Here is a 25,931-nt window from a genome sequence, read left to right on the forward strand (position 1 = left end):
AACAGTATGATGTAGTAATGATGAGTTTCAAATGCTTCTTTATCAAGAAGAAACAAATTCATCATTTGAATTTGATGAGGTAATTGGACATGTTTTGAGAGCTGTCCAAACGAAGCTTTTTACGTAGTCTGTACCGGTGAATCTCCACCCCCCGCACGGAAATCCCCATCAGCGGCGCTATTTCCTTTGACGCCAGATTCATCTTAAGATAGGCACACAGGCGCAAGTCTTTTGGCGTCAGATCCGGAAACTGCTCCAGAAGGTTTTCGAAAAAATCCTCGTGTAATTCCTTGAAACTTACCTCAAAGCGCTTCCAATCCTCCTTGTTGTTAATTGAATTATTCAGCTTCTTGATAACCTTCCGGTACCCGGGGCGATTGCCAAAGGACTCCTTATTGGCCATAAGCATATTCTTGAGCTCGAGGATCATTTCATTATTCCGGGCCAGGTCCATGGTGCTTCTGGCCAGTTCTTTTTGCTTCAGCTTGATCTCCCGGGACATTTTCTCCTTTTCCAACCGCGCGAGATGGACCGCCTGTTCCCGTTGCAGCTCCTGTTCGAGTTTTCTTCGCTTCCGATTGTACTTTCTCTGGTTATAGACCCGTACGGCAAAAATAAGTCCGACCCCCATCATTGCGTATAGTATCAGACTCCAGGTGGATAAATACCAGGGAGGTTCCACATAAAATTCCAGGATTGCCGCTTCGGACCGCTGATTCCCGATCCGAATGGTGCGAACCCCCAGTTCATAGCGTCCATATGGGAGGTTCTGAAACACGAGGGTTCCATTATCGGTAATACCACTTTGGCGAACAGGCCCCTTGAGTTCGTACTGATATCGCGCCTGGGGCATGGAGGGCGCAGCTACCGCTACTTCGATTTCCCGGCCCATCCGATTGGTAAAAGTGAGGTTCGAATCGAGCGGATGCAGGGCCTGTGCATCCGCAATGCGATAAAAATCGGGAACCGGCAGGTCCATGTCTCTCGATTTCCCGACAAAGGCATTGAAGTTCAGCCGGGCAAAACCATCCCTCAGGGTAATGTAGTAAAGACTATCATTTCTTTTAATAATGCGGTCGGATTCTGCGGTCAGCCGCCGTCGAAGTTCCTGGTCGTCGAGGATAACCTGAAATTCCTTGAGGTCGGTAATGGTGATTACACGCGAACCGGTATTTCCCACAAACCAGTATCGCTCATCATCAAAGTAGAGCAATTCCGAGTTGCTGAAAGCCTCGAAATCCTCAAAATTCGTTAGCCGGTCCAGGATGGGGTCATAGCGAAACCAATTGCCGTTACTCTGCAGGATGATCTGGTTCTTGATACGGTACAACCGCACGTTGTAAATGTTTGGCAATTCCTCCCCGGTAAATCTGCGGACGGTCTGCAGGCTGTCGCGGTTTTCGTTTAATACAATCCGATACACCCCTCTATAGGAATGCGCCGCCCACAGGGTGTGCTCATCTTCAAAAGCCAGATATTTAATCGGCTCCTGCAGCCCCTCCAGGTAGTCTACCTTCCAGGCGGCGTCCGGACCCTGCCGGAATTTAGCCAGGCCTACGTATGTGCCCTGCATATATTCGTCTTCCGATTCGGGAATCCGCGCCATAACATATCCTCCGGCATAATCCGACACGGGCTGGAAGGAGTTCTTGCCAACGAGAAAAGTCCCCGTATTATGCCCGCATAGTAAGACATCTCCAACATCCTGAAGGTCCCAGACGTGCCCCTGGGAGCCCGGCACAAAGCTGAGGGCGGAGCCTTCAAAATAATAGACCCCCGTGTTGGTTCCCAGATACAGCGTGCTGTCGCGAAATGCCATATCGTATGACGTTCCGGCTACCCCTGAATAATCCGTATAGAATGTGAGATAATTATTCAGGTGAAACCGGTCTATCCCATTATCGAGGCCCACCCACAACTGGTCGGCGAATTGTGCAAAAGCGTGTACCGTGTTGTTCTGCATGCCCTCCTGCCGGCTGAACACTTCAAGTTGATCCGACTTCCTGTCGTACAGATACACCCCGTTCTTGATGGTCCCAAAGGCAATCTTCCCGTCGGACAACGGGTAGATCTGATTTAACTGGAATTCCCTGAGCGGGCCGTTGATCGTCTCGGGCAAGGGGGTCAACCGGGTCCCGTCAAACCGATAGCATCCGTGCAACTTGGTACCTATAAGCATACTCTCCCCAAAGGGGGCGAGGTCTGCGATCACCCGGTCTTGCAGGGCGGGGTCATCCAGGACCAGTTCCCAGGTATTCTCATGTATCTGGTAGATCGCCCGATGGCCCCCGGCCATCCATAAGTCTCCGTTCCAATGGGTAAGGGCCGTCACCACAAAAGGTGGGTTCAGCACCTGGATCGCACGGCCATCATATCGGTAAATCGATGAAAAAGAACGGAACCACACATCCCCATCTACGGGCAGGATCTGCCAGAATTCCTCGCTGGTAAAGGTGTGGTCCCGGATCAGATTGGTTAGGGAGGTATATTCCAGAATTCCCATCCGATTCTTCTCCCAATAGCCAAATTCCTCGTACGACCCGGTATAGACCCTGTTTCCAACACAGGCCACTGACCGGATGACTGTATTGTTCGGGAGGCGATACAGCTCCCAATGCTCCCCGTTGAAATGGAGCAGCCCCTTGTTGTTGGCCGCATAGAGTTCGCCATTACTATCCGTGTCCAGCCCCCAGTTCTTGCTTGCGGTCTGGTAGTCATTCACCCCGTAGTTCCGGATGGAAGGACGCAATTGCTGACCCCTGGCCATACAACCCAAAAGTATCAGCATGCTCAAAAGTTGCAATCCCCTTCTCATCCGCTACACTGTTTTGTCCGGACTAAATTAAGAAAAGCACTTCAGTGGCGGGCCCTTTACATTCAGTGGGGCAATTTATCCCGGAGCAGGCCGTAAAACCAGGTGCCTAGCATGGCCCCGAGGAATACCACCAGGATGGGCAGGAATCCGGCCCCGGCAAGGGTAAAAATCGGGCCCGGGCAGGCCCCGGCCAGCGCCCAGCCCAAGCCGAAAATAAGGCCGCCGATCGCGTAGCGTGCAAAGCTTTTGTCCTTGGGAGGGAAAACGATGGCTTCCCCGTAAAACGAGCGGATATCAAACCGCTTAATAGCCCAGACAATCAGGACCCCGAGGCCGACAGCCGTGCCGATAATGCCGTACATGTGGAAGGCGTCGAACCGGAACATCTCGTAAATCCGGAACCAGGAAGCCGCTTCGGATTTAAACATCGTAATGCCAAAGAAAATACCGATCAAAATATAGAGGATACTGCGCATGGTTAAAAAATTAAGGGGAACAGGAAATAAATCATGATCATCCCGCCGGCAAAAAACCCGACGACCGCCAACAGGGAAGGCCATTGCAGGTTGCTCAGGCCGGAAATGGCGTGCCCGGAAGTACACCCCCCGGCATACCGGGCACCAAACCCGACCAGTAGCCCGCCCAGGGCAAGCAACAACATGGATTTCGGGTTGGTGAATTGTTCCATGGAGAAGAGTTCGTCGGGGAGGTACGCCGCCCCGGCACTGTCAAACCCGAGCGTCTGCAGCCGGGCTACCGTATCCGGGTTAATTTGAACCGCATCATCCGGGGTCATAAAATTGGCGGCGATAAAACCGCCGATTACGGCGCCGATCACCACCAGCAGGTTCCACTTCTGGGTGGCCCAGTCAAAGCGAAAAAACTCCGTACTCCTGTCTGCGCCGCACATCGTACAGAGGGTGCGCAGGTTCGAGGACATTCCGAAATTCTTGCCGGTAAGGAGCAATAGCAGCATAACCAGTGCGATGGCCGCCCCGGAGACGTACCAGGGCCAGGGTTCATATATCCAGTCCATTCAATTTGAATTTGGTTTAGGGCAAATCTACGAAGTCCGGGGCAGACCCCGGGTAACCCAGGTTACATCCGGAAGGCAATCAGACCGCTTTCCCCTTCAGCATCTTGTTCCAGTACAGGTAGGGCAACCCGTATTTCTTGAGTATCCACAATCGCCAGGACTCTTTGGAGGAGTCCGAAATCAGCAACTGCCTGAGTTTCGGGTCCGGGGTAAACTTGTTATCGTAGTCAAATTCGGCCAGGACCATCTTGCCGTAGTCGGTAACCAGCGGGCAGGAGGAATAGCCATTATAGGTAGGGGATCCCAGTATGTTCGCCTCCCGCAGCCGCATGATGTTTTCCGTGACTACAGGTACCTGTTTGCGGATGGCTGCACCGGTTTTGGCGGTCGGAAGCCCGGCTACGTCTCCCAGGCTGAAAATGTTCGGGAACCGGTTGTGCCGGAGCGTATGCGGGTCCACATCCACCCATCCCGATTCATTGGCAATCTCCGAATCCCGGACACATGCCGGGGGAGCCGACGGGGGTGCCGTGTGCAGCATATCGAAATGGATGCCCGTAAGTTCCCCGTCCTGTTCTGTTTTGATATCCTTGTGGTTGTATTCCTTCTCGTGGTCGGCGAATTCGTACCAGGCAATTTGGTTCGGGCCGTCTACCCGTACCAGCTTATAGCCAAAACGCAAGTTGATGTCCTTCCTGTCCACCACGTCCATCAGCGTTTTCTTTATTTCCGGGATACCGAAAATAACCGTCCCCGGGGTGGCAAAAACCACCTCTGTACGATCCCGGACCCCGGACTTGCGGAAATAACTGTCTGCCAGGTACATGATCTTCTGGGGCGCGCCGCCACATTTAATGGGGGTGGTGGGCTGGGTGAACAGGGCGGTGCCCCCCTTAAATTCCCGGAGCACCTTCCAGGTGTGCTCCGGGTCCGTATAATTGCTGCAGACAACCCCTTTGTCGAGCGCTTCGGCCAGGCCGGGGACCTGTTCCAGGTCGTAGACCAGGCCGGGGGCAACCACCAGGTAGTCGTAGCTGTATGAATGTCCCGCATCCGTGGTAACGGCGTGCTTTCCAGGCTCGAAACCAGCGGCAGCCTCCCGCAGCCAGGTGGCGCCTTTCGGGATAACCGAAGCCATGGGCCGGGCGGTTTTCTCATAGGAATAGGTGCCGGCGCCCACCAGTGTCCAGGCCGGCTGGTAATAATGGGTTTCGGCGGGTTCCAGGATGCCGATCTTCAGCTTGTTGTCCTCTTTGAGGAGCGAAGCAGCCATCATGATGCCGGCGGTTCCCCCCCCGACAATCAGTATTTCAAAATGCGTGTCCATAGCTGGTGGTTTATTGTGTACAAGTTAGTGGAAACCCCCGTGTAGTTTGGTAACACGGGTTACACAAGCGGAGTTTTTATTCGCGGTATCCATGCCGTTCATGGGCCGGGGGTTCCCAAGGTCCGGGTACCGGGTCGGAATGTGGTCATTCCGCATTGGAACACCCGGGGTATCGCGTTACTTTTGTAACTTGAGTTGCGGTCACGGATGTTCAAAATACGTACGTTCGGGGCCTGATCAAATCCGCGCATATGGACAGACGAAAATTCGTGGGCCGATCGGCCCTCGCTTCCATGGGTGCCCTGCTGGGCGCCGATATCGTTTACGGCGACCGCCTTCCGGAAGGACTCGAGCTGCTGGGCCTGCAGGACCCGGACCCTTTTTCCCTCTTCGACAAGGACCCGGAGATGGTGGTGCGCAACAGCCGGCCCTGGAACCTGGAAGCCCGGGCCCACCTGCTGGACGATGCGGTAACCCCGAACAAGTACATGTTCATCCGCAACAACGGCCTGATCCCCGAAAGGCCCGATCCGGCAGCCTGGACGCTGACCCTTGACGGGGAAGCGGTACGCGGGAAGAAGTCCTATACGCTGGCCGACCTCAAAAACAACTTCCGCAAATACACCTACCGGCTCACCCTGGAATGCGGCGGGAACGGCCGGAGCGAATTCAACCCGCCGGCCTCTGGGAACCAGTGGGAGGTAGGGGCTGTTTCCTGTGCGGAGTGGGGCGGGGTACGCCTCCGGGATGTCCTGGAGGATGCCGGGTATACGGACCGTGCCGTCTATGTGGGGTACCATGCCGCGGATACCCACCTGAGCGGCGACCCGGGTAAGGAGCCCATTTCCCGTGGGGTACCCATGGAAAAGGCCCTGCAGGACGAAACCCTCCTCGCCTACGAAATGAACGGCGGGGATATCCCGCTGGCACACGGGTATCCGCTCCGCCTGGTGGCCGGCGGCTGGCCTGCCTCGGCTTCCGGGAAGTGGATTGAGCGGCTGAGCGTCCGCGACCGGGTCCACGACGGGGCCAAGATGACCGGAGACTCCTACCGGGTCCCCTGCCGACCCGTGGCGCCGGGGACCCCGGTTCCCGATTCGGACATGTGCATCATCGAATCCATGCCCGTGAAATCCCTGATCACCTACCCGAAAACCGGGGCGACACTGGCGCGTGGCCGCTCCCTTCCCTTCCGGGGGCACGCCTGGGCCGGGGAGCTGGAAGTTGCCCGGGTGCGCTACTCCATTGATTTTGGCAGTACCTGGCAGGACTGCCGGCTGGAGGCACCCGCCAACCGACTGGCCTGGCAGCGATTCTCCGGGGAGGCAGAATTCCCCCGGGAAGGCTATTACGAACTTTGGGCGCAGGCCGAGGACAGCCAGGGCCGGGCCCAGCCCATGGTACTCCCCGGGTGGAACCCGAAAGGGTACCTCAACAATGCATGCCACCGGATTGCCGTAAAAATTACATGATGGAAACATCGCGTGGAAACCGAAAACGCGGGCACCTGCCCGGTATCTTGCTGGGCGGCGCAATCCTGCTGGCCCTGGGGGCCGCCCTCTGGTTCCGAGATACGGCAGGTGCCGGAAGCCCTGCCGAAACCGGCCCGGAAACGGCAGACACCGCCGGGATTGCCGCAGGGGGCGTCAGGGACGGCATCCACCTGGCCACCGGCTTCCGGGAAGGGGACGGATTGCCCCTGGTTATTACCCACTGTACCCCGTGCCATTCCGCCGAACTGGTAACCCAGAACCGGATGACGCGGGAAGGGTGGGAAAGCACCATCCGCTGGATGCAGGAAACGCAAAACCTCTGGGACCTGGGTGAAAACGAGGCGGCCATCCTGGATTACCTCGCCACCTACTACGCCCCGGAAGAGCAGGGGCGGCGTCCGAACCTGGAGGACATTGAATGGTACGAACTGGAATCCGATTAGAAAGAATATGGAACCCTATTTGGAAGCCTTTTGGAATGCCCTGGCCGGGACGGTGAACTGGACCTGGAAATCCATCCTTTTCCAGGTACCCTGGTACATGAATTATTTCTGGGGGCTCGTCCTGATTTCCCTGGTGGTCTGGCTCCTGGAAATCCGCTTTCCCTGGCGCCGGGACCAGGCAATTTTCCGGAAAGACTTCTGGATGGATGCCGGGTATATGTTCTTTAATTTCTTCCTCTTTGCCATCGCCATATCCGGGTTCTACCGCATCCTGCAGCTGGCCTTCGGCGAAATCGGGATCCGGGCAGACAGCCTGGCCCTGGTGGACATGAGTGCCTGGCCCTCCTGGTTGCAACTCCTGATATTCTTCGTGGTGCTCGATTTTGTGCAGTGGTTTACCCATATCCTTTTGCACAAATACCCGGTATTCTGGCAATACCACAAGGTACACCACAGCGTCAAGGAAATGGGGTTCGCCGCACACCTGCGGTACCACTGGATGGAGAACATCCTCTACAAGCCGCTGAAAACCTTCGGGGTGATGGTCCTCGGCGGATTTGAGCCGGAACAGGCCTATGTGGTCCACTTTGCCGCCATTGCCATCGGCCACCTGAACCACGCGAATATCAAACTCACCTGGGGGCCGCTCAAGTACGTCCTCAACAACCCGGTCATGCACCTCTACCACCACGCGTATCACCTGCCCCAGGGTAAGTTCGGGGTCAATTTCGGCATCAGCCTGAGTTTGTGGGACTACCTGTTCGGCACCAAATACATCCCGGATGACAGCGGGACCATCCCGCTGGGGTTCCCGGGGGATGAATCCTTCCCGCGGGATTTTATCGGGCAAAACCTCTACGGTTTCCGCCGCTCCCGAAAAAGCAGGAGGAATCGGGGTAAGGGAAAGGAAGGCAAAGACAGGCAGGAACCGGCTGGCCAATAGGGAAGCGTCTGAATGTTAATTTACGCAGTGCTGCCGGCTAATACACCTTATGCCCCCGGCGCAGCCATCGGCCCCAGGCCCGGTTGTAGGCGTGGATTTTTTCCGTCGGGCCCGAGCGGTCCTCCACAGGTTGCCCCTGGTTGACCCATTCGAAGATCCCCCCGTACAGGTTGGACACATCCTCGAAACCCGCGGCCCTGAGTTCTTCCGTTATTTTCTCGCTCCGGTATCCCACGGAACAATACACCACTACGGCCTGGTCTCGGGGAACCGCGCTAACCCGGTCCAGGCTGAAATCGTCGAAGCCCACCCAATAGGCTCCCGGGATACGGCTAACAACGAACTCCTCCAGGCTTCTGGCATCCAGGAAAACCAACGAATCCCGGCCGGCCGCATCGCTCACTGCAATCTCCGGAACCGAATGGGAAAGCAGGCTTTCCAGGCGTTCGGCATACTCCGGGTCGGCCACCGGTTGCTGCGCCCGGCCTTCAATGGCCGTGAGCGACCCCAGCACCGGCAGGATTGCCAGCCAGAACGCAAAAAGGAACCGGCCCGGCCGATTCCCTTTCACTCCTTTTCCATATCGTTTCTTACGCAAGCCCCATTCGCTGTCTATATGCGCCATACACTTATAATAAAGTCGTCGGGCAAATATACTCAGACTTTGGCAGGTGGCTTTTCTTCAGGGCGTCGAACCCCCCGACAATATCGGCAAAATCATCCCATCCGCGCTGTTTCAGGATCGAGGAGGCAATCATGCTCCGGTATCCCCCTGCGCAGTGCAGCACAAATTTCTTGTCTTTCGGGAATTCCGCCAGGTGTTCGTTGATCTCTTTTAGCGGGATATTAATCGCGTCCAGCAGGTGCTCCGAGTCGTATTCGCTCCTTTTCCGCACGTCGATAATGACGGGCGCCTCCCCTTTTGAGGCAAGGGCTTCGAGTTCCGCAACCGTCATCCTGCCGGTGGTTTCCACCTCGCGGCCGGTCTGCTTCCAGGCGTCAAAACCCCCTTCCAGGTACCCGAGGGTTTGGTCATACCCCACGCGGGAAAGACGGGTTACGGCCTCTTCTTCCCTGCCGGGCTCGGTTACGAGCAGGATGGGGTGCTGGACATCCGGGATGAGTTCCCCGACCCAGGGGGCAAAATCCCCTCCCAGGCCAATGTTCACGCTGTTGGGGACGAAACCTTTAGCGAAGGTTTCGGCATCCCGGGTGTCGAGCACCAGGGCTCCGGTTTCGTTGGCGGCCGCTTCAAAGGCAGCGGGGCTCAGCGGCTGGTTGCCGCGCTTCATTACGGTATCCAGGGATTCGTAGCCCTTGATGTTCATCAGCACGTTCTGCGGGAAGTAACCGGGGGGCGCTGTGAGCCCCGTCAGGAGTTCCCCGATAAATTCCTCCCGGGTCATATCCGCCCGGAGGGCGTAATTCACCTCTTTCTGGTGGCCCAGGGTATCCGTGGTTTCCTCACTCATCTTCTTGCCGCATGCAGACCCCGCGCCGTGGTTCGGATACACGATCAGGTGGTCCGGCAGGGGCATGATCTTGTTTCTCAGCGAGTCAAAGAGATGGGAGGCCAGTTTTTCCTCCGTCAGTTCGGATACTACGTGCTGCGCCAGGTCCGGCCGGCCGACGTCACCTATAAACAGGGTATCCCCGGTGATAATACCGTGCTGCCTGCCAGCTTCGTCAATGAGCAGGTAGGTGGTGCTTTCCATGGTGTGTCCCGGGGTGTGGATGACCTTCACCTGGTAGTCGCCCACCTCAAAAACCTGTCCGTCCCCGGCGATCAACGCCTCATAGCCCGGTTTTGCATTGGGGCCGAAAACGATCTGCGCCCCGGTTTTTTTCTGCAGGTCCAGGTGCCCGCTGACAAAGTCGGCGTGGAAATGGGTTTCGAAGACGTATTTGATTTGCGCCCCGTCCTTGTTGGCCCGGTCGATATAGGGTTGCACCTCGCGTAAGGGGTCAAAGACGGCCGCCTCGCCATTGCTTTCGATGTAGTAGGCTGCGTGTGCCAGGCAGCCGGTGTAAATTTGCTCAACTTTCATGGGTGTTTGCATTTGCGTTTTGCAGTAAAACTACAAGGCAAACGCCCATTACACAGTGACTTGGGTTACACAGGCGGGCGGGCGGACTGGGTGGAGACTTTCCGTTCCATCTCGGTCTTACCGGTAGCCGTCCGACAATGCTCAAAGGCCTCGAACGTGCGGACAAACTGGTTCTCCCTCCCGATTTCTTCTGCCAGGCCGCTGCTGAAGAGGATGTCGCGGGTGGGGCCGATAGCTCCCGCCAGGAGCAACCGGATCCCGTCGCGCCGTAGGTCCCGGATCAGGGCGCGGAGCATATAGACAGCCGAACTGTCGATATAGCTGATCGCCTCTGCATTCAGGATGACAAACTTCAGGTCCGGCCCCTTTTGCCGGGTGTGCTTTACCAGTTCCTTGCGGAAATAATCCTTGTTCCCGAAAAAGAGCTGGCCGTCGAAGCGCAGAATCAGGAATTCGGGGAATTCCTCGATATCCTCTGAAAACCGGTTGATATTCTTGAAGTAATCCGTGCCGCGAATCCGGCCGAGGATAGCGATATGGGGCTTGGAAATGCGATACACCAACAAGAGCAGGGAAAAGAGGACGCCAAGCAGGATCCCCTCCACAATGCCGAGACCGAGGGTCAGGGCGAATGTCGCCAGCAGCAGGATGAATTCGTCCTTCCTGTTTTTCCAGAGTTCCCGGGGGTATTTCAGGTCGATCAGGCCAAAAACGGCCACCATGATGACCGCGGCCAGGATGGCGTTGGGCAGGTAGTGGAACAAGGGAGTCAGAAACAACAGTGTAGCCCCCACCACCAGGGCGCTGAAGACCGAAGCCAGGGGTGTCTGGGCCCCGTTCTGGTCGTTGACCGCCGTCCGGGAGAATCCCCCGGTTGTCGGGTAGGACTGGAAAAACGACCCCAGGATATTGGACAGGCCCAGGGCCCGGAGTTCCTGGTTGGCGTCAATCCGGTTCTTACCGTGCTTTTCCTCCACCGCCTTCCCCACTGATATCGCTTCCATATAGGCGATAAGCGCCAGGGTCAGGGCAATCGGGAAAAGTTGGGATACCCGTTCCATATCGAGTTCCGGGAGGCCGAATTCCGGGAGGCCCGCCGGGACCGCGCCGACGATCTTCACCCCGGCCTGGTCCCAACCCAGCAGGAACACGGCCAGGGTGCCGGCCACGACTCCCGCCAGCGACCCGGGCATGCGGGGCACCCATTTCTTCATCCCGACAATCAGGGCGATACCCGTCAGCCCAAGCCCGAGTGTGGGCAGGTGGGTGTCCGGCAATGCCGCCGCGGCATGGGACACCAGCTGCTGGATGCGGTTGCTGCCCGGTATTTCCACGCCCAGCAGGTGTTTTAACTGGCTCAACCCGATGATGATGGCGGCCGCAGAAGTAAAACCGCTGATGACTGGCCGCGATAAAAAATTGACCAGGAACCCCATCCGCAACAAGCCGAAAGCCAGTTGGAGCACCCCCATGAAAAGCGCCAGGAAAACCGCCATGGCGATGTACTCCTCGATGCCCGTGAGCGCCAGGGCCCCGAGTCCACTGGCCACCAGGAGGGAATCCATGGCAACCGGCCCCACGGCGAGTTGTCGGGATGTCCCGGTCAGCGCATAGACCAGCTGGGGCACCAGGGCCGCATACAACCCAAACACGGGCGGGAGGCCGGCGATCATCGCATAGGCCATTCCCTGGGGAATCAGCAATATCCCCACGGTGAGTCCGGCCGCGAGGTCTCCGGGCAACCAGGCCTTCTTATAGCCGGGCAACCAATCCAGTATGGGAAGGAATCTTTTCAGAGATCCAGGATTTTTATATGGTTCCGGTGCAATTCTATTTTCCCCATCCGTTCGAGCTTCTTCAACAGGCGCGAGATCACCACGCGGGAGCTGTGCAGGTCATAGGCAATTTCCTGGTGGGTATTTCGGATGATCGGTTCGTTTGTAATCCGCATTTTCTCCCGGAGGTACCCAACCAGTCGCTCGTCCATGTTTTTGAAGGCAATGCTGTCAATGGCCTGGAAAAGTTCGTTCATTCGCTGGTTGTAGCTCGAAAAGACAAAGGTGCGCCACGACAGGTACCTGGCAGTCCACTCCTCCATCTTCCGAACAGGCACCATGATAAGCCGGGCATCGGTTTCGGCAACGGCGCGGATTTCGCTCCGGGTCTGCCCCATACAGCAGCTCATGGTCATCGAGCACGTATCGCCCTGCTCCAGGTAATAAAGCAGGAGCTCGTCCCCGTCCCCGTCTTCCCGGAGAATTTTGATCACCCCGGAGAGGAGCAGCGGCATGCCCTTGATATACTCCCCGATCTCCAGCAGTTTGTCCCCGGCGGCTACCTGGCGCAGGACGCCCACCTCGGCAATCTCCTCGAGGAGGGGTTCCTCAAACTGGTTTCCGTATCGCTCCCTGAGTTCCCGGATCATGGCGGTTATTTATTGTTTCTCGCAACCTCCGGGTCGAACTTGAAAAAGAAATTGGCCCAAATGGATTTGGAGACGGCCCCGATCCAGGGCATCAGCAGCACGAGCGCAGCGACGATCACGCCGAAGATACCCCCTGCGCCGAGCTGGACGCCGGACAGGAGTATCAGCACGTAAACCGCAATGGCCACTGCCACGCCCACGGCATAGGACACATACATGGAACCGTAGTAGAAACTCGGTTCAATCCGGTACTTCAGCTGGCAATTCGGGCAGGTTTCCCGAACGCGGTTCATATTGCTAAGGTCGTAAGGGTGGCTGCGGAGAAAAGCCCCCTGGTGGCAGCGGGGGCACCGGAGCAACAATATGCTGTAGAGTTTGCTTCCTTTTCCAAACATCTCGAGAAATTTAATGCAAAGATACATATAACCGGCATGGCGTCATGTTACCGCGGTTACACTGGAAAAAAGCCCGATTGCACAGCCCGGCAAAGGATCACGCCGATCTTTAGTATCTTCAGGCCATCCCCCTTGGCCCGATCCCATGCAAATCAAAATCCGGAAACGATATCCCCTCCTTGTACTGATTCTACTCGCGGCCTCGGCAGCCTTTTGGCTCAACCCCATCCTGGAAAAGGTCCTGGAGGGGTATATCCGGCGGGAAATCGTCCTGCACAGTGCGGAAGCCGGTTTTTCCCTGGATTACGAAGCCCTGGAGCTCGACATCTTTTCGGAAAAGCTTAACCTGCGGCAGGTTCGGGCACGGGCGGCGGACGACAGCCTGCACCCCGGGGGCGAAGGCCTGGGCACCCTCCGAATCGGGCGCATCACCCTGGAGGGGATTAACCTGACGAATTTCCTGTGGAACGAAACCCTATCCATCCGGTCCATTTCACTGGATACGCTCCAACTGAATTTGCGCAGGGCGCTTGCGGATTCCGCATTGGGGGGCGAAGATTCGAAGCTATCCGGGACGCGCATCGACTCCATCCGGTTGCCGGGCATTGACCACGTCCGCCTCAGCCGGTTTGAACTGGACCATTTCCGCCTGAACCTCTCCGGGCCCGATCAAAAGGACACGGTAGCCTCCTTTTTTGGCGACCGGTTGCTGGTGGAAGGGGTTGGCCTCTCGGCGGACGCCAGGGGAACGGGCGCCTACCTGGTCCCGGAGCTCGCGGGCCTGGAATTGGAACTCAGCCGGCAGCGCTATACGCTTACCGGGGCCTCCTACGAATTGTACTTTGATCGCTTCCGGTACCGCCATTCGGACAAAAGCGTACGGGTAGACAGCCTTGCCTTCCGCCCCTTAATGGATACCGGGTCGTTCGCCGAGGCTCACGCCCACAGCTTTGAAACCTACACCGCCCGGTTCTCCCGATTGGATATTGCGGGGTTTGACCTGGACCGCCTGCTGGCCCAGGGCGATTTGCGGATGCGATCCGTAGCGGTGGACCGCCTGCAAGGGAGCATCTTCCGCGACAAGACCAAGCCCTATGAAACCGAGCGCCGGGTACCCCTGCCCGACGATGCGCTGATGGAATTGGAGTGGCCGCTGCGGATCGATACCGTCTCGCTGCGCCATGCGAGCCTCGAGTACCGGGAGAAGGTACAGGAATCGGGGCCCGAAGTCCTGGTGGGTTTCCCGGAACTACGCGGCCGCATCGTCCATATAGTATCGGGGGCTGCTGCCCGGGACACCGGCGACACCCTCAAGATTGACCTGCAGGGTACTTTGCTGGGGACGCTCCCTGTGGAAGTTTCCCTGCAATTGCCTTATGCCACGGACCACTTCCACATGAAAGGGCTCACCCGGGGCAGTTCCCGACTCCACAAACTGAACCCGACCATCTACCCGGCCATGGAAATGCGCTTTACAGGAGGCAGACTAAACGGCATGTATTTCCACGCCGACGGTACGTCGCGGCGGATGACCGGGGAGTTGACCATGTTGTACGATGACCTGGAAGTGGCCTTCATCAAGGATGACGGCAACCGGAAAACCACGCTCTCCTGGCTGGCCAATACCCTGGTGCGCAATTCCAACCCGAACCGGCGGGGCAAAACCATCGTCGGCGCCATCGAATTTACCCGCGTCCCGTACAAGGGCGTCTGGAACTACGTCTGGAAAGGCGTGCAGTCCGGGGTGGAGAACTCGCTGAACCCCCTGGGCGACCGGAGGACGGAATAAGGCCCGCCAACGGGCCCAATCCCGGAGAACAAACGTTCTTAAAAATTTGTTAATTTTAATTGGTCTCCTTATATTTCAACTTATAATCCAACCAATTACGTCATGTCCCATTCGGAAAAATTATACTTCGCCCGCATTGGCACGGCATTGCTTTTTATCTTCGTTGCCACCCTGACCCTGATGTATTTTGAACAGGTCAGCGACTGGATCCTACGGGAATGCACCGAACGCCTGAGCGCTTCCCTGAACAGCGCGGGTGGTTCCCTGGCAAACCGCTAGGCCTGGCAGGCCGGTGGCCCGAATTGGGAGTTGCGTACTCATTTCCAGGGGTTTTGTATCTTCTCCGGGTATTAACGAACTGAAATGCACCTGCGTTCCCTCCCGTATATTGCCCTGTTGTTGTTGCTCTGCAACTGCTCCTCCCGACCCGGCGAGCCCGGTAGCCGGGCAGGGGACCCCCCCAAACCCGCCCGGACCGTGGATGCCATACGCGAAAGCGGGAAATTGCGGGCCCTGATCGCCTATAGCGCCACGAGTTATTTCCTGTACCGCGGGCAGCCCATGGGGTATGAATACGAATTGACCCGACGGCTTGCAGCAGACCTGGGGGTAGAATTGGACCTCCGGATTGCCCGCAACCTGGACGAAATGCTGGAAATCCTCCAGCGGGGGGAAGTGGACCTGGTGGCCCACGGACTGGCCATCACCCGGGAACGGAAAAAAAAGGTCGCTTTTGCCGATTACCTCTACCTGACCCGGCAGGTCCTGGTACAGCGAAAACCCGCCGGGTGGCGGCGGCTCACCCGCGACCAGATCCGGGACCGCCTCGTCCTGGACCCGGTGGAACTCATCGGGGATACGGTTAGCCTCCGCAAGAATTCCTCCTACCTGGAACGCGTCAACAACCTCTCCCAGGAGATCGGGGGCATTATCCATGTAGACACCCTGGACGGCAACCTGGCCACGGACGAAATTATCCAGATGGTGGTGGATAAAAAGATCAAATACACCTTTGCCGACCAGAACCTGGCCCGGATCAACGCCTCCCACCACCCCATCCTGGACGTGAGCGTCCCGGTGAGCTTCTCCCAGCGAATTGCCTGGGCGGTTTCCAGGGATTCCCCCGGGCTGCTCAAAGCCATCAACCAATGGCTTGAACGGGAGAAAAAAGAGACCGATTACTATGTCATTTTTAATAAATACTTCAAGAACCGGCGCAATTTCAGCCGGCGCGTAAACAGTCCCTTCTACAGCCTGAATGAGGGGAAGATCAGCCCGTACGACACGCTGATCAAACGGGAAGCGCGGGAAATGGGCTGGGACTGGCGCCTGCTGGCCTCCGTGGTCTACCAGGAGTCCCGTTTCAATGCCACGGCCCAATCCTGGACCGGGGCCTCGGGCCTGATGCAACTGATGCCCGCCACGGCCGAGGAACTCGGGGTGGCCGACCGGACCAATCCCCGGGAGAATCTGGAAGCCGGGGCCCGGTACCTGGAAGCACTGTACCAGCGCTTCCCCACGGTCACGGATTCCCTGCAGCGCATCAAGTTCACGCTGGCCTCATACAATTGCGGCTACCAACACGTAGAAGATGCGCGCAAACTGGCAGACGTCAGGGGGTATGACAAGGATTGCTGGGACGAAAACGTAGACCGGATGTTACTTGCCCTGAGTACGCCTGACAATTACCTGAATGAGGTGGTGGACTACGGCTATGTGCGGGGGGAAGAACCTTACCGGTACGTCAAACAGGTTTTTGAGCGGTTTGAGCACTATCGCTCTGTATTACAGGACATAGGGCCCGACATGGCATCGGTTCCCTGAGATACAATGATTCCATCCCGGCAGTACCCCCGCGGCAGATTCGCAAATTGAGGTTCCGGAAGCCCTGACAACGAATGGCCGTTGCCGCCTTAACGCCCGCCGTTGGCCTGCAAGTCCTGCAGGCAGGCTGCATCCAGGCTGGGAACGTTCCCCCCGGAAATCATATTGACCAAGCCCTCGCCGGTTTCCGCAGTCCAGTACATCAGGCAATCCTCGGCCGTGCAATGGCGACCGTGTTCGGTATCCTGGTGCTGGGTTTGCAGTGGGGTCCCCGCGTTCACCAGGCCCAGCAGATGGCCGAACTCATGGTTGACCACGGTAGTTTCCAGGACGGTCGTGGATGGTGCCAGGGGCTGTCCGCTGAATTCCCGGATGGTCTCCCCAAAAACGACAAAGGAGGTATTCCGGTAGGCAATCCCCAGGACAGACCCGGATTCCGTGTTTCCTTCAAAGGAACCGTCCAGAAAAATACCGCATACCGCCAGGTTGTCTGTGGTTGAGAACAGCGTGCGCACCTCGTCTTCCAGTTCCCGGATGTCCTGGGTGGAATAGACGTCCTGGCCGGGCGATGCGATTTCCCGCAGGGTGAGCGATATGCCGTCCGGTTTATTCAGGCGCTCCCGGAGGAAGTCCTGGAAATTATCGACGGTAGCCTGGGTGGGCCGCATGCCTTCCACATAGAGCAATTGCAATGAAAGCCCGCCGAAGGTTTCGCCGGACAAGAGGTCGGCTGCGGATTCACCGACAGCGCCGCGGTACCCCGGGCCCCCGTCCGGGGAGCCATTTCCGGCAGGGTCGCCGGCCGGGTTGTCATCCATTGCATCGGTAGAACAGGCGGTTGCCAACAATAATAAGAACAAGCAGAGGTATTGGAACTTGCGCATAGAGGGAATTTTCGGGTTCACTTTGCCACTGTAACGAAAAGCCCTGCAATAATCGTATGTTTTCATCAATTGACGGCAATAATTGCCATAAATTCGAGTTGTAACAATATTCATGATGTTTCGTAAGAATTTTCTACTTTCGTACAAGCTGACCAAATAATGATACTCAACGACTTGCTGCTACTCCAGGCGCCGATCCCCATCGCCGCCCTGGACCAGGACCTGAAATTCCAGGGTTTCTCCGAGGCCTGGCACAACCAGTTCCGGACGGACCGGAGCTCCAAAGGGTCCCGGATTGCAGAAGTCTTCCCCGATATGCCGGAGGAGCTCTTCCTGGATCTCTCCTATTGCCGGGAGGGACTCGAGCGATCCAACGACAGGATATTCTACCAACACGCCGACGGTAAAATTGCCTGGTATTCCTGGAAAATGTCCCCCCTGGCCGCCGATGGCCCAATGCCCGGAGGCATCCTCCTGGTCCTTGAGGATATTACCGATCAGATGCGGGACCGCGACCTTTTTGAAAAAATGGAGCGGGTAGCCAGGATCGGGACCTGGGAGGTAGACATGGTGAAGAATCAGATTTTCTGGTCGCCGAACTTGCGGGCGCTGCACGAGGTACCCCCGGATTATGAACCGGTTATGGAGGAGGTAATCAAGTTTTACAAAGAAGGGGCCAGTAAGGACCTGGTGCTCAAGGTGCTGGACGAGAATGTCCGTACCGGGGAGCCCTGGGATATTGAAGTGCAGCTCATCACCGCCAAAGGACGGGAAATTTGGGTCCGGGGGATTGGCGAGGTAGACATACATAACGGCAAGTGTATCCGGATTCGCGGAACCATGCAGGATATCGACAAACGAAAAAAAGCCCGGCTTGAATTCAAAAAAGTGAGCGAGCGCCTGAATATAGCCAAAGAGGGTGCTGAAATCGGTATTTGGGATTTTGACGTCGTTGGGCAGGAGGTTGCCTGGGACGAGCGTATGCACGACATATTCGGCATTGAAGCGAAAAAGTTTGAAAGCATTTTTGCCGCCTGGCAGGCAGCCTTGCACCCGGATGACCGGGAGTGGGTCAGGGAAAGAATGGGCCGCGACCTGCAATCTGCCGGGAAGTTCCAGATGGACTACCGCATTGTACGGCCGGATGGGGAAACCCGGTGGATCCACGATGAGGGAAACATAGTCAGGGACCCCGATGGGAAGCCCCTGCAGGTAATCGGCGCCGCCTGGGATGTCACCCGGCAAAAAATGGCCGAGGAGGAGATGAAAAAACTCCTGAATACCACCGTCAGCCAGAATGAGAGCCTGTTGAATTTTGCGCATATCGTATCGCACAACCTGCGGTCTCACGCTACCAACCTGTCGATGATCACCCAATTCCTCCTGGAGGACAGGATCGCCGAATCCGAACGTAAGAACGCTTTGCAAATGCTCGCCGGGGCTGCAAACGGGTTGAACGATTCAATTACCCACCTGAACGAGGTGGTACAAGTGCAGACGGGCAATCAGGAAGCACATCGGCCCGTAAACTTGTTTGCCGCTGCCCACAAAGCGGAAACCGAACTAGCCGCTTTGTTGCAGGCCGAAGGAGTCCGGCTGGACGTCGATATAGATATGGGGCTGGAAGTTATGGGCATCCCGGCTTACCTGGACAGCCTGTTTCTGAATATGATCACCAACGGGATGAAATACCGCGACCCGGAGAAAGAGAGCTTTATCCGGATCGGGGCCACCGTCGAAAACGGACGGTGCCGCATGGATTTCACCGACAATGGCCTGGGTATTGACCTGCAGCGTCACGGGGCCAAGCTCTTTGGCATGTACAAGACTTTCCACAAACACAAGGACAGCCGGGGAATCGGGCTGTTTATCACCAAAAACCAGGTAGAGGCCATGGGCGGGAAAATTACCGTGTCCAGCCAGCCGGGCGCAGGCACCACGTTCAGCGTCATACTCAATACAACCGACAATACATGAAAACACTGGAAAAAACCTGTATCGTAGACGACGACCCGATCCTGGTCTATGGGATGAAACTCATGATGAAGCAGGTAGAGTTTTGCGAGGAAATCCTGGTATTTAACAACGGGCAGGAAGCCATAGACGGGCTGCTGGATATGCTCAACCGGGGAGAGGCCTTGCCTTCGGTCATCTTCCTGGACCTGAATATGCCGGTGATGGACGGTTGGGATTTCCTCGAGTCTTTTGTCAAGATCCCCAACAACAATACGGAACGGGTTACCATATACGTGGTCAGCTCCTCGATCAACCCCGCCGACGAACAGCGGGCGCGGGAATACGAGGTAGTGGGCAACTATTTCGTAAAGCCCATAACCGAATTAGACCTGACCGGCATCCTCCAATCCGCATAAACAAACCCGCACACCCCCCCTGATAGTGTGATCTCACCTGCCAAACCAACCCAGGATAACACCCCGTCTCCGCCCCGGTCCATCCTCCTGGTGGACGACGACGAGATGAGCCTGTTTGTAAACCGGGTGGTGGTGCGTCGCACGTTCCCGGACGCCACCGTCAGCCAATTGCTCTCGGCCGGGGATGCCCTGGAGCAACTCCTCGATCCTGGGAAGACTTTGCCGGACCTGCTGATCATGGATGTCAACATGCCCGTGATGGATGCCTGGGATTTTATGGAAGCCCTTTCCGGGGCGGAGCGGGACCTCAGCGGGATGAAACTCTATTTCCTGACCGCAGAAGTGCAGCCATCCGACCAGGCCCGTATTGAAAAATACGACCTGCAGGATGCTATGCGGGTGAAGCCGTTAAGCGAAGCAATGCTCGCTGAGATGGTGCATTAGGCCGGCGTTCTTACTGCTGTCAATCTTTCGTTTGCAATCTGTAAATTCCGGACCGCCTTCATCCGATTGTCGTACAATCCTCCGCTTTGTAAAATTCCGTAACTTCTCCCCGCCAGCTGTGAGTCGGCCTTTTTGGCCCGCAGGTGCAAGTACCAATCAGCTAAAAAACAACGATTAATGAAATACTACCTGTTTCCCGTATTGCTGCTGTTTCTGGCAGCCTGCAAAACCGAACCGGCACCCCCCCAGCCCCCGATAGCCGAAAAATCCCCGGAACAACTAGAAATACACGGCGACACGCGCACGGACGACTACTTCTGGATGCGCCTGAGCGATGCCCAGAAAAACGCGGAGGATCCGGACGAGCAAACCGCCAGGGTCCTGGACTACCTCCGGGCGGAAAACAACTATCTGGAGGCTGTAATGCAGCCGACAGAGGCCTTGCAGGACAGCCTGTACGAGGAAATCGTGGGGCGGATGGCCCCGGACGACGCCTCGGTACCGGTAACCCTCAATGGGTATAGCTATTACATCCGGTATGAAGAAGGCAACCAGTATCCGCTCTACTGCCGGAAATCCCTGGAGGAAGGGGCCGAGGAGGAAATCCTGCTGAATGGTCCGGAAATGGCCGAAGGCAAGGCGTACTTCAGCATCGGGGAACGGGAAGTCAGCGAAAACAACCAGTGGCTGGCATTTTCGGTGGACACCGTCTCGCGCAGGCAGTACACCGTTTATTTCAAGAACCTGCAAACCGGGGAGGTCCGGGACGAGCGAATCGAAAATGCCCAGGGCATCACCTGGGCCAATGACAACAAGACCGTATTCTACGGCAAGAAGGATCCGGAAACGCTGCGGATTTTCCAGGTTTACAAACACGTCCTGGGCACGGACCCCGCCACGGACGAATTGGTTTATGAAGAAACCGACCCCACCTTCCAGAGCTTTGTTTACAAGAGCCGGTCGCGCGACTACCTGTTGCTGATCTCGTCCCACTCGGAGTGGACCGAATACCGCTACCTGGATGCGAATACCCCGGACGGGGACTGGCAATTGTTCCAGCCGCGGGAAAAGGGGTTGATCCATTACGTGGACCATATCGGCGACCGTTTTGTGATCCGCACGAACCTGGAGGCCCCGAATTACCGCCTGATGTACTGTGGGGAAGACGCTACCGGAAAATCGGCCTGGGAGGACTTTATCCCGTACAACCCGGAGGTCCTCTTCCAGGGCATGGACCATTTTGAGAACTTCTCGGTCCTCGGGGAGCGGAAAGACGGGCTTGTGCAATTGCACGTGATCGACCGGCGGGACATGTCCGAGTACTACATCGATTTTGAGGATGCGGCGTACCGGGTATACACTACCGGCAACCCAGAATACAACACGGACGTACTGCGGTTTGAATATTCGAGTTTTTCAACCCCGACCGTCGTCTACGATTACGACATGGCCACCCGGGAGCGGACCGTCATGAAACAGGACGAGGTGCTGGGCGGCAGCTTCGACCCCGCCAATTACCAGACGGAGCGCATTATGGCAGAGGCCCGGGACGGGGCGCAGATCCCGGTATCCATCGTCTACCGCAAGGGTACGCCCAAGAGTGCGGAGACCCCGTTACTGCTCTACGGCTATGGATCGTACGGTTCCAACCAGGACGCCTCCTTCAGCTATCCGCTGATCAGCCTGCTGGACCGCGGCTTTACTTTTGCAATCGCACATATCCGGGGCAGCCAGACCCTGGGGCGGCAATGGTACGAGGATGGAAAACTCCTGAACAAAAAGAACACTTTCTACGACTTTATCGACAGCGGGAAGTACCTGGTGGAACTGGGGTATACGTCCCCGGACCACCTGTACGCCCAAGGGGGCAGCGCTGGCGGCCTGTTGATGGGCGCCGTGGTGAATATGGCCCCGGAACTGTGGAACGGGGTGATTGCCGCCGTTCCGTTTGTGGATGTGATCTCCACGATGCTGGACGAATCCATCCCGCTCACCACTTTTGAGTTTGACGAGTGGGGCAACCCGAAAGACCCGGAGTACTACGAATACATCAAATCTTATTCCCCTTACGACAATGTGGAGCGGAAGGAGTACCCGCATATGCTGGTTACCACAGGCTACTGGGATAGCCAGGTACAGTACTGGGAACCCGCCAAATGGGTGGCCAAGCTGCGGGACTATAAAACGGACGACAACGTGCTGCTGCTGGACACAAACATGGACGTGGGGCACGGCGGGGCATCCGGACGTTTTGAACGCTACCGGCGCACGGCCCTGATGTACGCCTTCCTGCTGCAGCTGGAGCGGGGCGGGTTCTAGGCGGGTCCTCGTACCCCGTGATTCCCTTGCGTTATACAAAAAAACAAAGCCCGCGACCCAATTGGGTCGCGGGCTTTCCTGCCATCAGGTGATTCTGGTTTATTCAGCCGGGGCATCCAGCCATTTCGTGCTCAGGTAGGCACTGGAACGGGTAATTTTCCCCTCGTCATTGAAATCGTGGATATACAGGGCGGGCATCACGATTTTGTGGCCGTCGGCTTTTCGCGTCATCCGGATATTCCACCAGCTCTGTACCACCTTACCGTCGCGCAGGTCGTACTCCAGGTAATCGGGGTATCCCACCACGTCGATACTCGTAATGTCAAAGGTTTCCCAGATTTCCTCATTCCGTGCCTTGGCTTCTTCCAGGGACATCGATTCCCCCCGCTCCATTTCCAGGCTGCTAAACCGGGCCTTCTCGTCAAAGAAACTATAAGCCGTCTCAAAATCGTCGTGCTCAAAAGCGTGCATCATCCGGCGGACACTGTTGATATTGTCGTGGTGGTTGTAGATAGTCCCGTTTTCGCGGTCCTGGAAACTCTCGCCAATTTCCCGGTATATTCGCTCGTTGTGGTAACTGATCTCCAGGTCCACCTTCCCGTCCTTCAGCCGGTACATCCGGTGGATGGGCACGTCGATCTTGACCCCGGAGCCGTTATGGACCCCTTTTAGCTGGCTCCAGTTCTGTACCCAGAGGGCTCCGTCCTTGTATTCCAGGGCATCCGGGTAGGACCCCTGCAACGGTTCGATGCTGAGGTAAGAGATGTTGTTTTTCCAGAAGTTGACGCGTCCCAGGTATTGTTCTTTGGTTGCGCCTTTGGCGTCTTTGTTCGGCGTAGAACCGTTAAAGGCCCGGAAATCTTCGTGGAGGAATCCCGCCACGGCCGCGCTGTCTCCCGCTACAAAGGCGTCGACCAGGGCGTTGACGGTTTCAATGGCCGGGTGTTCGATATAAATCGTCCCGTTTTTTTTGGATTGTCCATAGGCCATGGTCAGGCCCAGCAGGACAACGATAAGCAGTGCTTTTTTCATTTTAATAGGTTTTGGTTGATTATTTGAATATAGGCAGTCTCAGAAGGTACGAAATAAAAGCAGCCAACCTACCGGAGGATGAAAATAAATTACTGATTTTCAATTATTTATGTGTGGGAAAACTCCTCTGTGCCGATTGAAGTCTTGCGTAGGGGGCCAAGGAGATAAAGACGTCATTCAGAAAAGGGATAAAGGCAGAAGCCCTGAAGTGGGCCTGGGGAGGATCCGCAGCGCGTCAGTCTATCTCCCCCTCCATCAATTCGAGCATTTCCAGAATGCGGTCGCGAAGCGTCCCGGATTGGATGTTGGTTACCTGGTGGTAGGTGATGGCCTGGGCAATCATGCCCTCGAGTTCGACGTCTTTGAGCACCTCCCGGAGGTCCATGGGCCTGGGTGATTGGTCGATGGTCAGCTTGACGGAATTTTTTTTGTCGAGGGCTTCCGGGGGGGAATAACCATCCTTCCACACGGCGTCGTTGACATTCCTGGAGACCCCCAGCCGGTTGTAGGCGGGCGCCAGGATTTCCGAGCGGAATTTCTGGTACTGCAGTTCCAGTTCCTGTACCTGGTAGACCTCCGAAGACCAGTTCGACAACAGCCGCACCAGGGAATCGTTCCGGATCAGGCGGAGGTTGCTGCTTCCCACGATATCGTTCACAATCGGGTCGAAGGTAGGGTCCCTGACGAGCTTCCAGAAGGCATCGTATATCGCATTTTCTTCGATGTTTGCAGGGTGGTCGATCTGTTCCAGCAGGAAGTAGCTCGCTTCCAGCGCCTCGTTGCGCATAAAAATCTTCTCATCCAGCTGCGCCAGGTTGCTTTGGTATTCGCTGTGCAACTGTTTTAGTATGGACTGTTCCGTTGCCCGTTCCTTCAGGCCCTCGTTCCAGTTGTTAATCTGCAGGGCAATCAAAATCCCGATGACGACCAGGAAGATCTCGCCAACGGCATAAAGCAAATACCTGCTGAATTTGTTCTCGGCCAGGAGCCTTTGGCGGATTTTTCGGAAGAATTTGATCATGGTCCGGCGGTTGGCTTAAATGTAGAAAATTTTGCCAATCCCTGATGTTCTGCCCAAAATTCCCCGTTCGCCCGATGCCCTGCCCGATTAAATTTCGATTTTATCCGCTACAGCCCAGGGCCTCCATTTCCCGGGCAATTTTCAGGCTTTGGGGGATGATGTACCGCGGCCGGAAAAATTCCATTAGGTAAACCAGGTAGTTGTGATTCATCGTTTCGGCGCTGGCGGGGGTATTCGGGAAATTTGACTGCACTAAATCGAAATAATAACTATATACGTAATGATTTATCAGCTCTTGGAACCCGGTAAGCTTATGAATATAATCCATCATCAAATCGGTTTTCTCCTCTTCATTCAATTCAGGGGCTTCCATCCCTTCCGCACAGTACATAAATGTGGTGGAACTGGCCATCGCCAGGGTCTGCATTCCATAGGCGTCGCATGCAGACAGGGTCATATCGCCCAATTTATGCTCCCGCACCAGTTTTAAATACATATAGACGTACGATTCCATCATGGCCACACACTTCAGATATTTGGTGTCCAACGAAGCGAAAAACTCCGGGGTACTTTCCCTCATTCGCTCCAATTCCGCCTCCCAGGTTTCCGCGGCTTCCGAATTCGTTCCCTCGTTGGGCTGGCCCTCTTCTTGCGCATTGGCCTCGTTTTCCATTTGCGCGGTTTGCATCATGGATTCCATAAAATCCTGGCTCCAGGCCGCCGATGGGGTCAGGAGCAGGAGCATCCATAAACAGATCAGGTGTTTCATCTTATTTGTTTTTCAGTTTATCATAAAGTCTGGTAGCCAGGCGGTGTTCGTTATCCCGCACATGTCAGTATCCGAGCAAACAACCAGGTCCCTGGAAACATCGGGCTGGATCCGATAGAATATACCTATTGCCTGCGTGATCCGATAGCACAGATGTAACAAGCTATACCACATCGGTAACACGGGGTGCCCGGAGGCGGAGAATAGGAGTTATTTGCAGGGGAGTTCCAGTAATTGCTTGAAAGGTCGGGTTGAAATACCTCTGCCGAAGTTTTTCCAAACGACTTTGTAAAACCATGGAAAAGACAGGAATGGGTAGTGAGGGTTACAAAATAAGCCCCTGCGGATTGAACAAGACTACCGGTGCAGCCGGCTCACGGGAAAGTTAGCACATCCGCCCATCTCAAGAGGTACATGGCCAGAAAGGTAATTCCCGTACTGATCGCTATAATGCTCTCCCAATAAAACGTCCGTTGGCCCCATACATTTCTCCTCTTTTTACCAAATTCCGCTTTAAACCGGCCTACCGAAAGTTTCCAGACCAAAAAAGTG

Annotated in this window: 23 protein-coding genes; 10 read left to right on the forward strand and 13 right to left on the reverse strand. The window is 56.2% G+C overall.

Annotation, left to right across the window (positions count from 1 at the left end; genetic code table 11):
- Positions 1-61: 61 nt before the first annotated feature.
- The 4 genes from AC3DKS_RS10225 to AC3DKS_RS10240 form a co-directional block, all read right to left on the reverse strand.
- On the reverse strand, positions 62-2,788 hold the full coding sequence (locus tag AC3DKS_RS10225) for a helix-turn-helix and ligand-binding sensor domain-containing protein (protein ID WP_238528101.1): 2,727 nt from the start codon (positions 2,786-2,788) through the stop codon (positions 62-64).
- Positions 2,789-2,877: 89 nt separating this feature from the next.
- Complete coding sequence (locus tag AC3DKS_RS10230) at positions 2,878-3,291, reverse strand: YeeE/YedE family protein (RefSeq protein ID WP_015753441.1); 414 nt, start codon at positions 3,289-3,291, stop codon at positions 2,878-2,880.
- A gap of 2 nt (positions 3,292-3,293) precedes the next feature.
- Positions 3,294-3,851: a YeeE/YedE family protein gene (locus AC3DKS_RS10235; RefSeq protein ID WP_015753440.1), complete on the reverse strand. Its 558-nt coding sequence runs from the start codon at positions 3,849-3,851 to the stop codon at positions 3,294-3,296.
- 79 nt (positions 3,852-3,930) lie between these two features.
- Entirely contained in the window at positions 3,931-5,178 is a 1,248-nt protein-coding gene (locus AC3DKS_RS10240) for an NAD(P)/FAD-dependent oxidoreductase (RefSeq protein WP_015753439.1), read from the reverse strand.
- Positions 5,179-5,429: 251 nt separating this feature from the next.
- Between AC3DKS_RS10240 and AC3DKS_RS10245 the strand changes: the two genes are divergently transcribed.
- Genes AC3DKS_RS10245 through AC3DKS_RS10255 form a run of 3 tightly spaced genes read left to right on the forward strand, consistent with a single transcriptional unit; the run spans position 5,430 to position 8,057 of the window.
- The gene (locus tag AC3DKS_RS10245; RefSeq protein ID WP_041326970.1) at positions 5,430-6,650 is read left to right on the forward strand and encodes a sulfite oxidase; all 1,221 of its coding nucleotides are present in this window, start codon (positions 5,430-5,432) and stop codon (positions 6,648-6,650) included.
- Positions 6,650-7,114: a hypothetical protein gene (locus AC3DKS_RS10250; RefSeq protein ID WP_049764833.1), complete on the forward strand. Its 465-nt coding sequence runs from the start codon at positions 6,650-6,652 to the stop codon at positions 7,112-7,114. The genes AC3DKS_RS10245 and AC3DKS_RS10250 overlap by 1 nt, the downstream gene beginning before the upstream one ends.
- Before the next feature lie 7 nt (positions 7,115-7,121).
- Positions 7,122-8,057: a sterol desaturase family protein gene (locus AC3DKS_RS10255; RefSeq protein ID WP_015753436.1), complete on the forward strand. Its 936-nt coding sequence runs from the start codon at positions 7,122-7,124 to the stop codon at positions 8,055-8,057.
- Between the two features lie 37 nt (positions 8,058-8,094).
- Here AC3DKS_RS10255 and AC3DKS_RS10260 read toward each other — a convergent pair whose 3' ends face one another.
- From AC3DKS_RS10260 to AC3DKS_RS10280, 5 genes are all read right to left on the reverse strand, one after another.
- Positions 8,095-8,682 carry a rhodanese-like domain-containing protein gene (locus tag AC3DKS_RS10260; RefSeq protein WP_272606970.1) on the reverse strand — a complete coding sequence of 196 codons (588 nt, stop codon included), beginning with the start codon at positions 8,680-8,682 and terminating at the stop codon, positions 8,095-8,097.
- A 4-nt stretch (positions 8,683-8,686) separates the two neighbouring features.
- Positions 8,687-10,105, reverse strand: coding sequence for an MBL fold metallo-hydrolase (locus tag AC3DKS_RS10265; RefSeq protein ID WP_272606969.1), 1,419 nt, complete (start codon positions 10,103-10,105; stop codon positions 8,687-8,689).
- Positions 10,106-10,170: 65 nt separating this feature from the next.
- Positions 10,171-11,901 (reverse strand): SulP family inorganic anion transporter, encoded by a 1,731-nt coding sequence (locus AC3DKS_RS10270; RefSeq protein ID WP_272607134.1) that lies wholly within the window; start codon positions 11,899-11,901, stop codon positions 10,171-10,173.
- Positions 11,898-12,530, reverse strand: a complete 633-nt coding sequence (locus tag AC3DKS_RS10275; RefSeq protein WP_272606968.1) for a Crp/Fnr family transcriptional regulator — start codon at positions 12,528-12,530, stop codon at positions 11,898-11,900. Before AC3DKS_RS10275 ends, AC3DKS_RS10270 begins: the two co-directional genes overlap by 4 nt.
- Before the next feature lie 5 nt (positions 12,531-12,535).
- A complete protein-coding gene (locus tag AC3DKS_RS10280; RefSeq protein WP_272606967.1) occupies positions 12,536-12,925 on the reverse strand; it encodes a DUF983 domain-containing protein in 390 nt (129 codons plus the stop codon).
- A 145-nt stretch (positions 12,926-13,070) separates the two neighbouring features.
- Here AC3DKS_RS10280 and AC3DKS_RS10285 point away from each other — a divergent pair, with 145 nt between their 5' ends.
- The 3 genes from AC3DKS_RS10285 (at position 13,071) to AC3DKS_RS10295 (ending at position 16,538) form a co-directional block, all read left to right on the forward strand.
- Complete coding sequence (locus AC3DKS_RS10285) at positions 13,071-14,714, forward strand: hypothetical protein (protein WP_272606966.1); 1,644 nt, start codon at positions 13,071-13,073, stop codon at positions 14,712-14,714.
- Between the two features lie 102 nt (positions 14,715-14,816).
- Positions 14,817-14,993 (forward strand): hypothetical protein, encoded by a 177-nt coding sequence (locus AC3DKS_RS10290; protein WP_015753429.1) that lies wholly within the window; start codon positions 14,817-14,819, stop codon positions 14,991-14,993.
- Positions 14,994-15,077: 84 nt separating this feature from the next.
- Positions 15,078-16,538, forward strand: a complete 1,461-nt coding sequence (locus AC3DKS_RS10295) for an MltF family protein (RefSeq protein WP_272606965.1) — start codon at positions 15,078-15,080, stop codon at positions 16,536-16,538.
- Positions 16,539-16,627: 89 nt separating this feature from the next.
- Here the strand turns inward: AC3DKS_RS10295 and AC3DKS_RS10300 are convergent, their stop codons facing one another.
- Positions 16,628-17,422, reverse strand: coding sequence for a zinc metalloprotease (locus AC3DKS_RS10300; protein ID WP_272606964.1), 795 nt, complete (start codon positions 17,420-17,422; stop codon positions 16,628-16,630).
- 159 nt (positions 17,423-17,581) lie between these two features.
- On the opposite strand from AC3DKS_RS10300, the gene AC3DKS_RS10305 reads away from it, so the two are divergent.
- The 4 genes from AC3DKS_RS10305 to AC3DKS_RS10320 all read left to right on the forward strand — a co-directional run bounded on the left by AC3DKS_RS10305 (position 17,582) and on the right by AC3DKS_RS10320 (position 22,557).
- Entirely contained in the window at positions 17,582-19,399 is a 1,818-nt protein-coding gene (locus AC3DKS_RS10305) for a PAS domain-containing protein (protein ID WP_272606963.1), read from the forward strand.
- Positions 19,396-19,794 (forward strand): response regulator, encoded by a 399-nt coding sequence (locus AC3DKS_RS10310; protein ID WP_015753425.1) that lies wholly within the window; start codon positions 19,396-19,398, stop codon positions 19,792-19,794. The genes AC3DKS_RS10305 and AC3DKS_RS10310 overlap by 4 nt, the downstream gene beginning before the upstream one ends.
- 27 nt (positions 19,795-19,821) lie before the next feature.
- Positions 19,822-20,238, forward strand: coding sequence for a response regulator (locus tag AC3DKS_RS10315; RefSeq protein ID WP_272606962.1), 417 nt, complete (start codon positions 19,822-19,824; stop codon positions 20,236-20,238).
- A 177-nt stretch (positions 20,239-20,415) separates the two neighbouring features.
- On the forward strand, positions 20,416-22,557 hold the full coding sequence (locus AC3DKS_RS10320) for a S9 family peptidase (protein WP_015753423.1): 2,142 nt from the start codon (positions 20,416-20,418) through the stop codon (positions 22,555-22,557).
- A 99-nt stretch (positions 22,558-22,656) separates the two neighbouring features.
- On the opposite strand, the gene AC3DKS_RS10325 is transcribed toward AC3DKS_RS10320, so the two are convergent.
- From AC3DKS_RS10325 to AC3DKS_RS10335, 3 genes are all read right to left on the reverse strand, one after another.
- Entirely contained in the window at positions 22,657-23,589 is a 933-nt protein-coding gene (locus AC3DKS_RS10325) for a nuclear transport factor 2 family protein (RefSeq protein WP_015753422.1), read from the reverse strand.
- Positions 23,590-23,824: 235 nt separating this feature from the next.
- The gene (locus tag AC3DKS_RS10330; RefSeq protein ID WP_015753421.1) at positions 23,825-24,610 is read right to left on the reverse strand and encodes a DUF6090 family protein; all 786 of its coding nucleotides are present in this window, start codon (positions 24,608-24,610) and stop codon (positions 23,825-23,827) included.
- Positions 24,611-24,710: 100 nt separating this feature from the next.
- Positions 24,711-25,379: a hypothetical protein gene (locus AC3DKS_RS10335; RefSeq protein ID WP_272606961.1), complete on the reverse strand. Its 669-nt coding sequence runs from the start codon at positions 25,377-25,379 to the stop codon at positions 24,711-24,713.
- Positions 25,380-25,931 lie beyond the last annotated feature (552 nt).

Source organism: Robiginitalea sp., assembly GCF_982776155.1.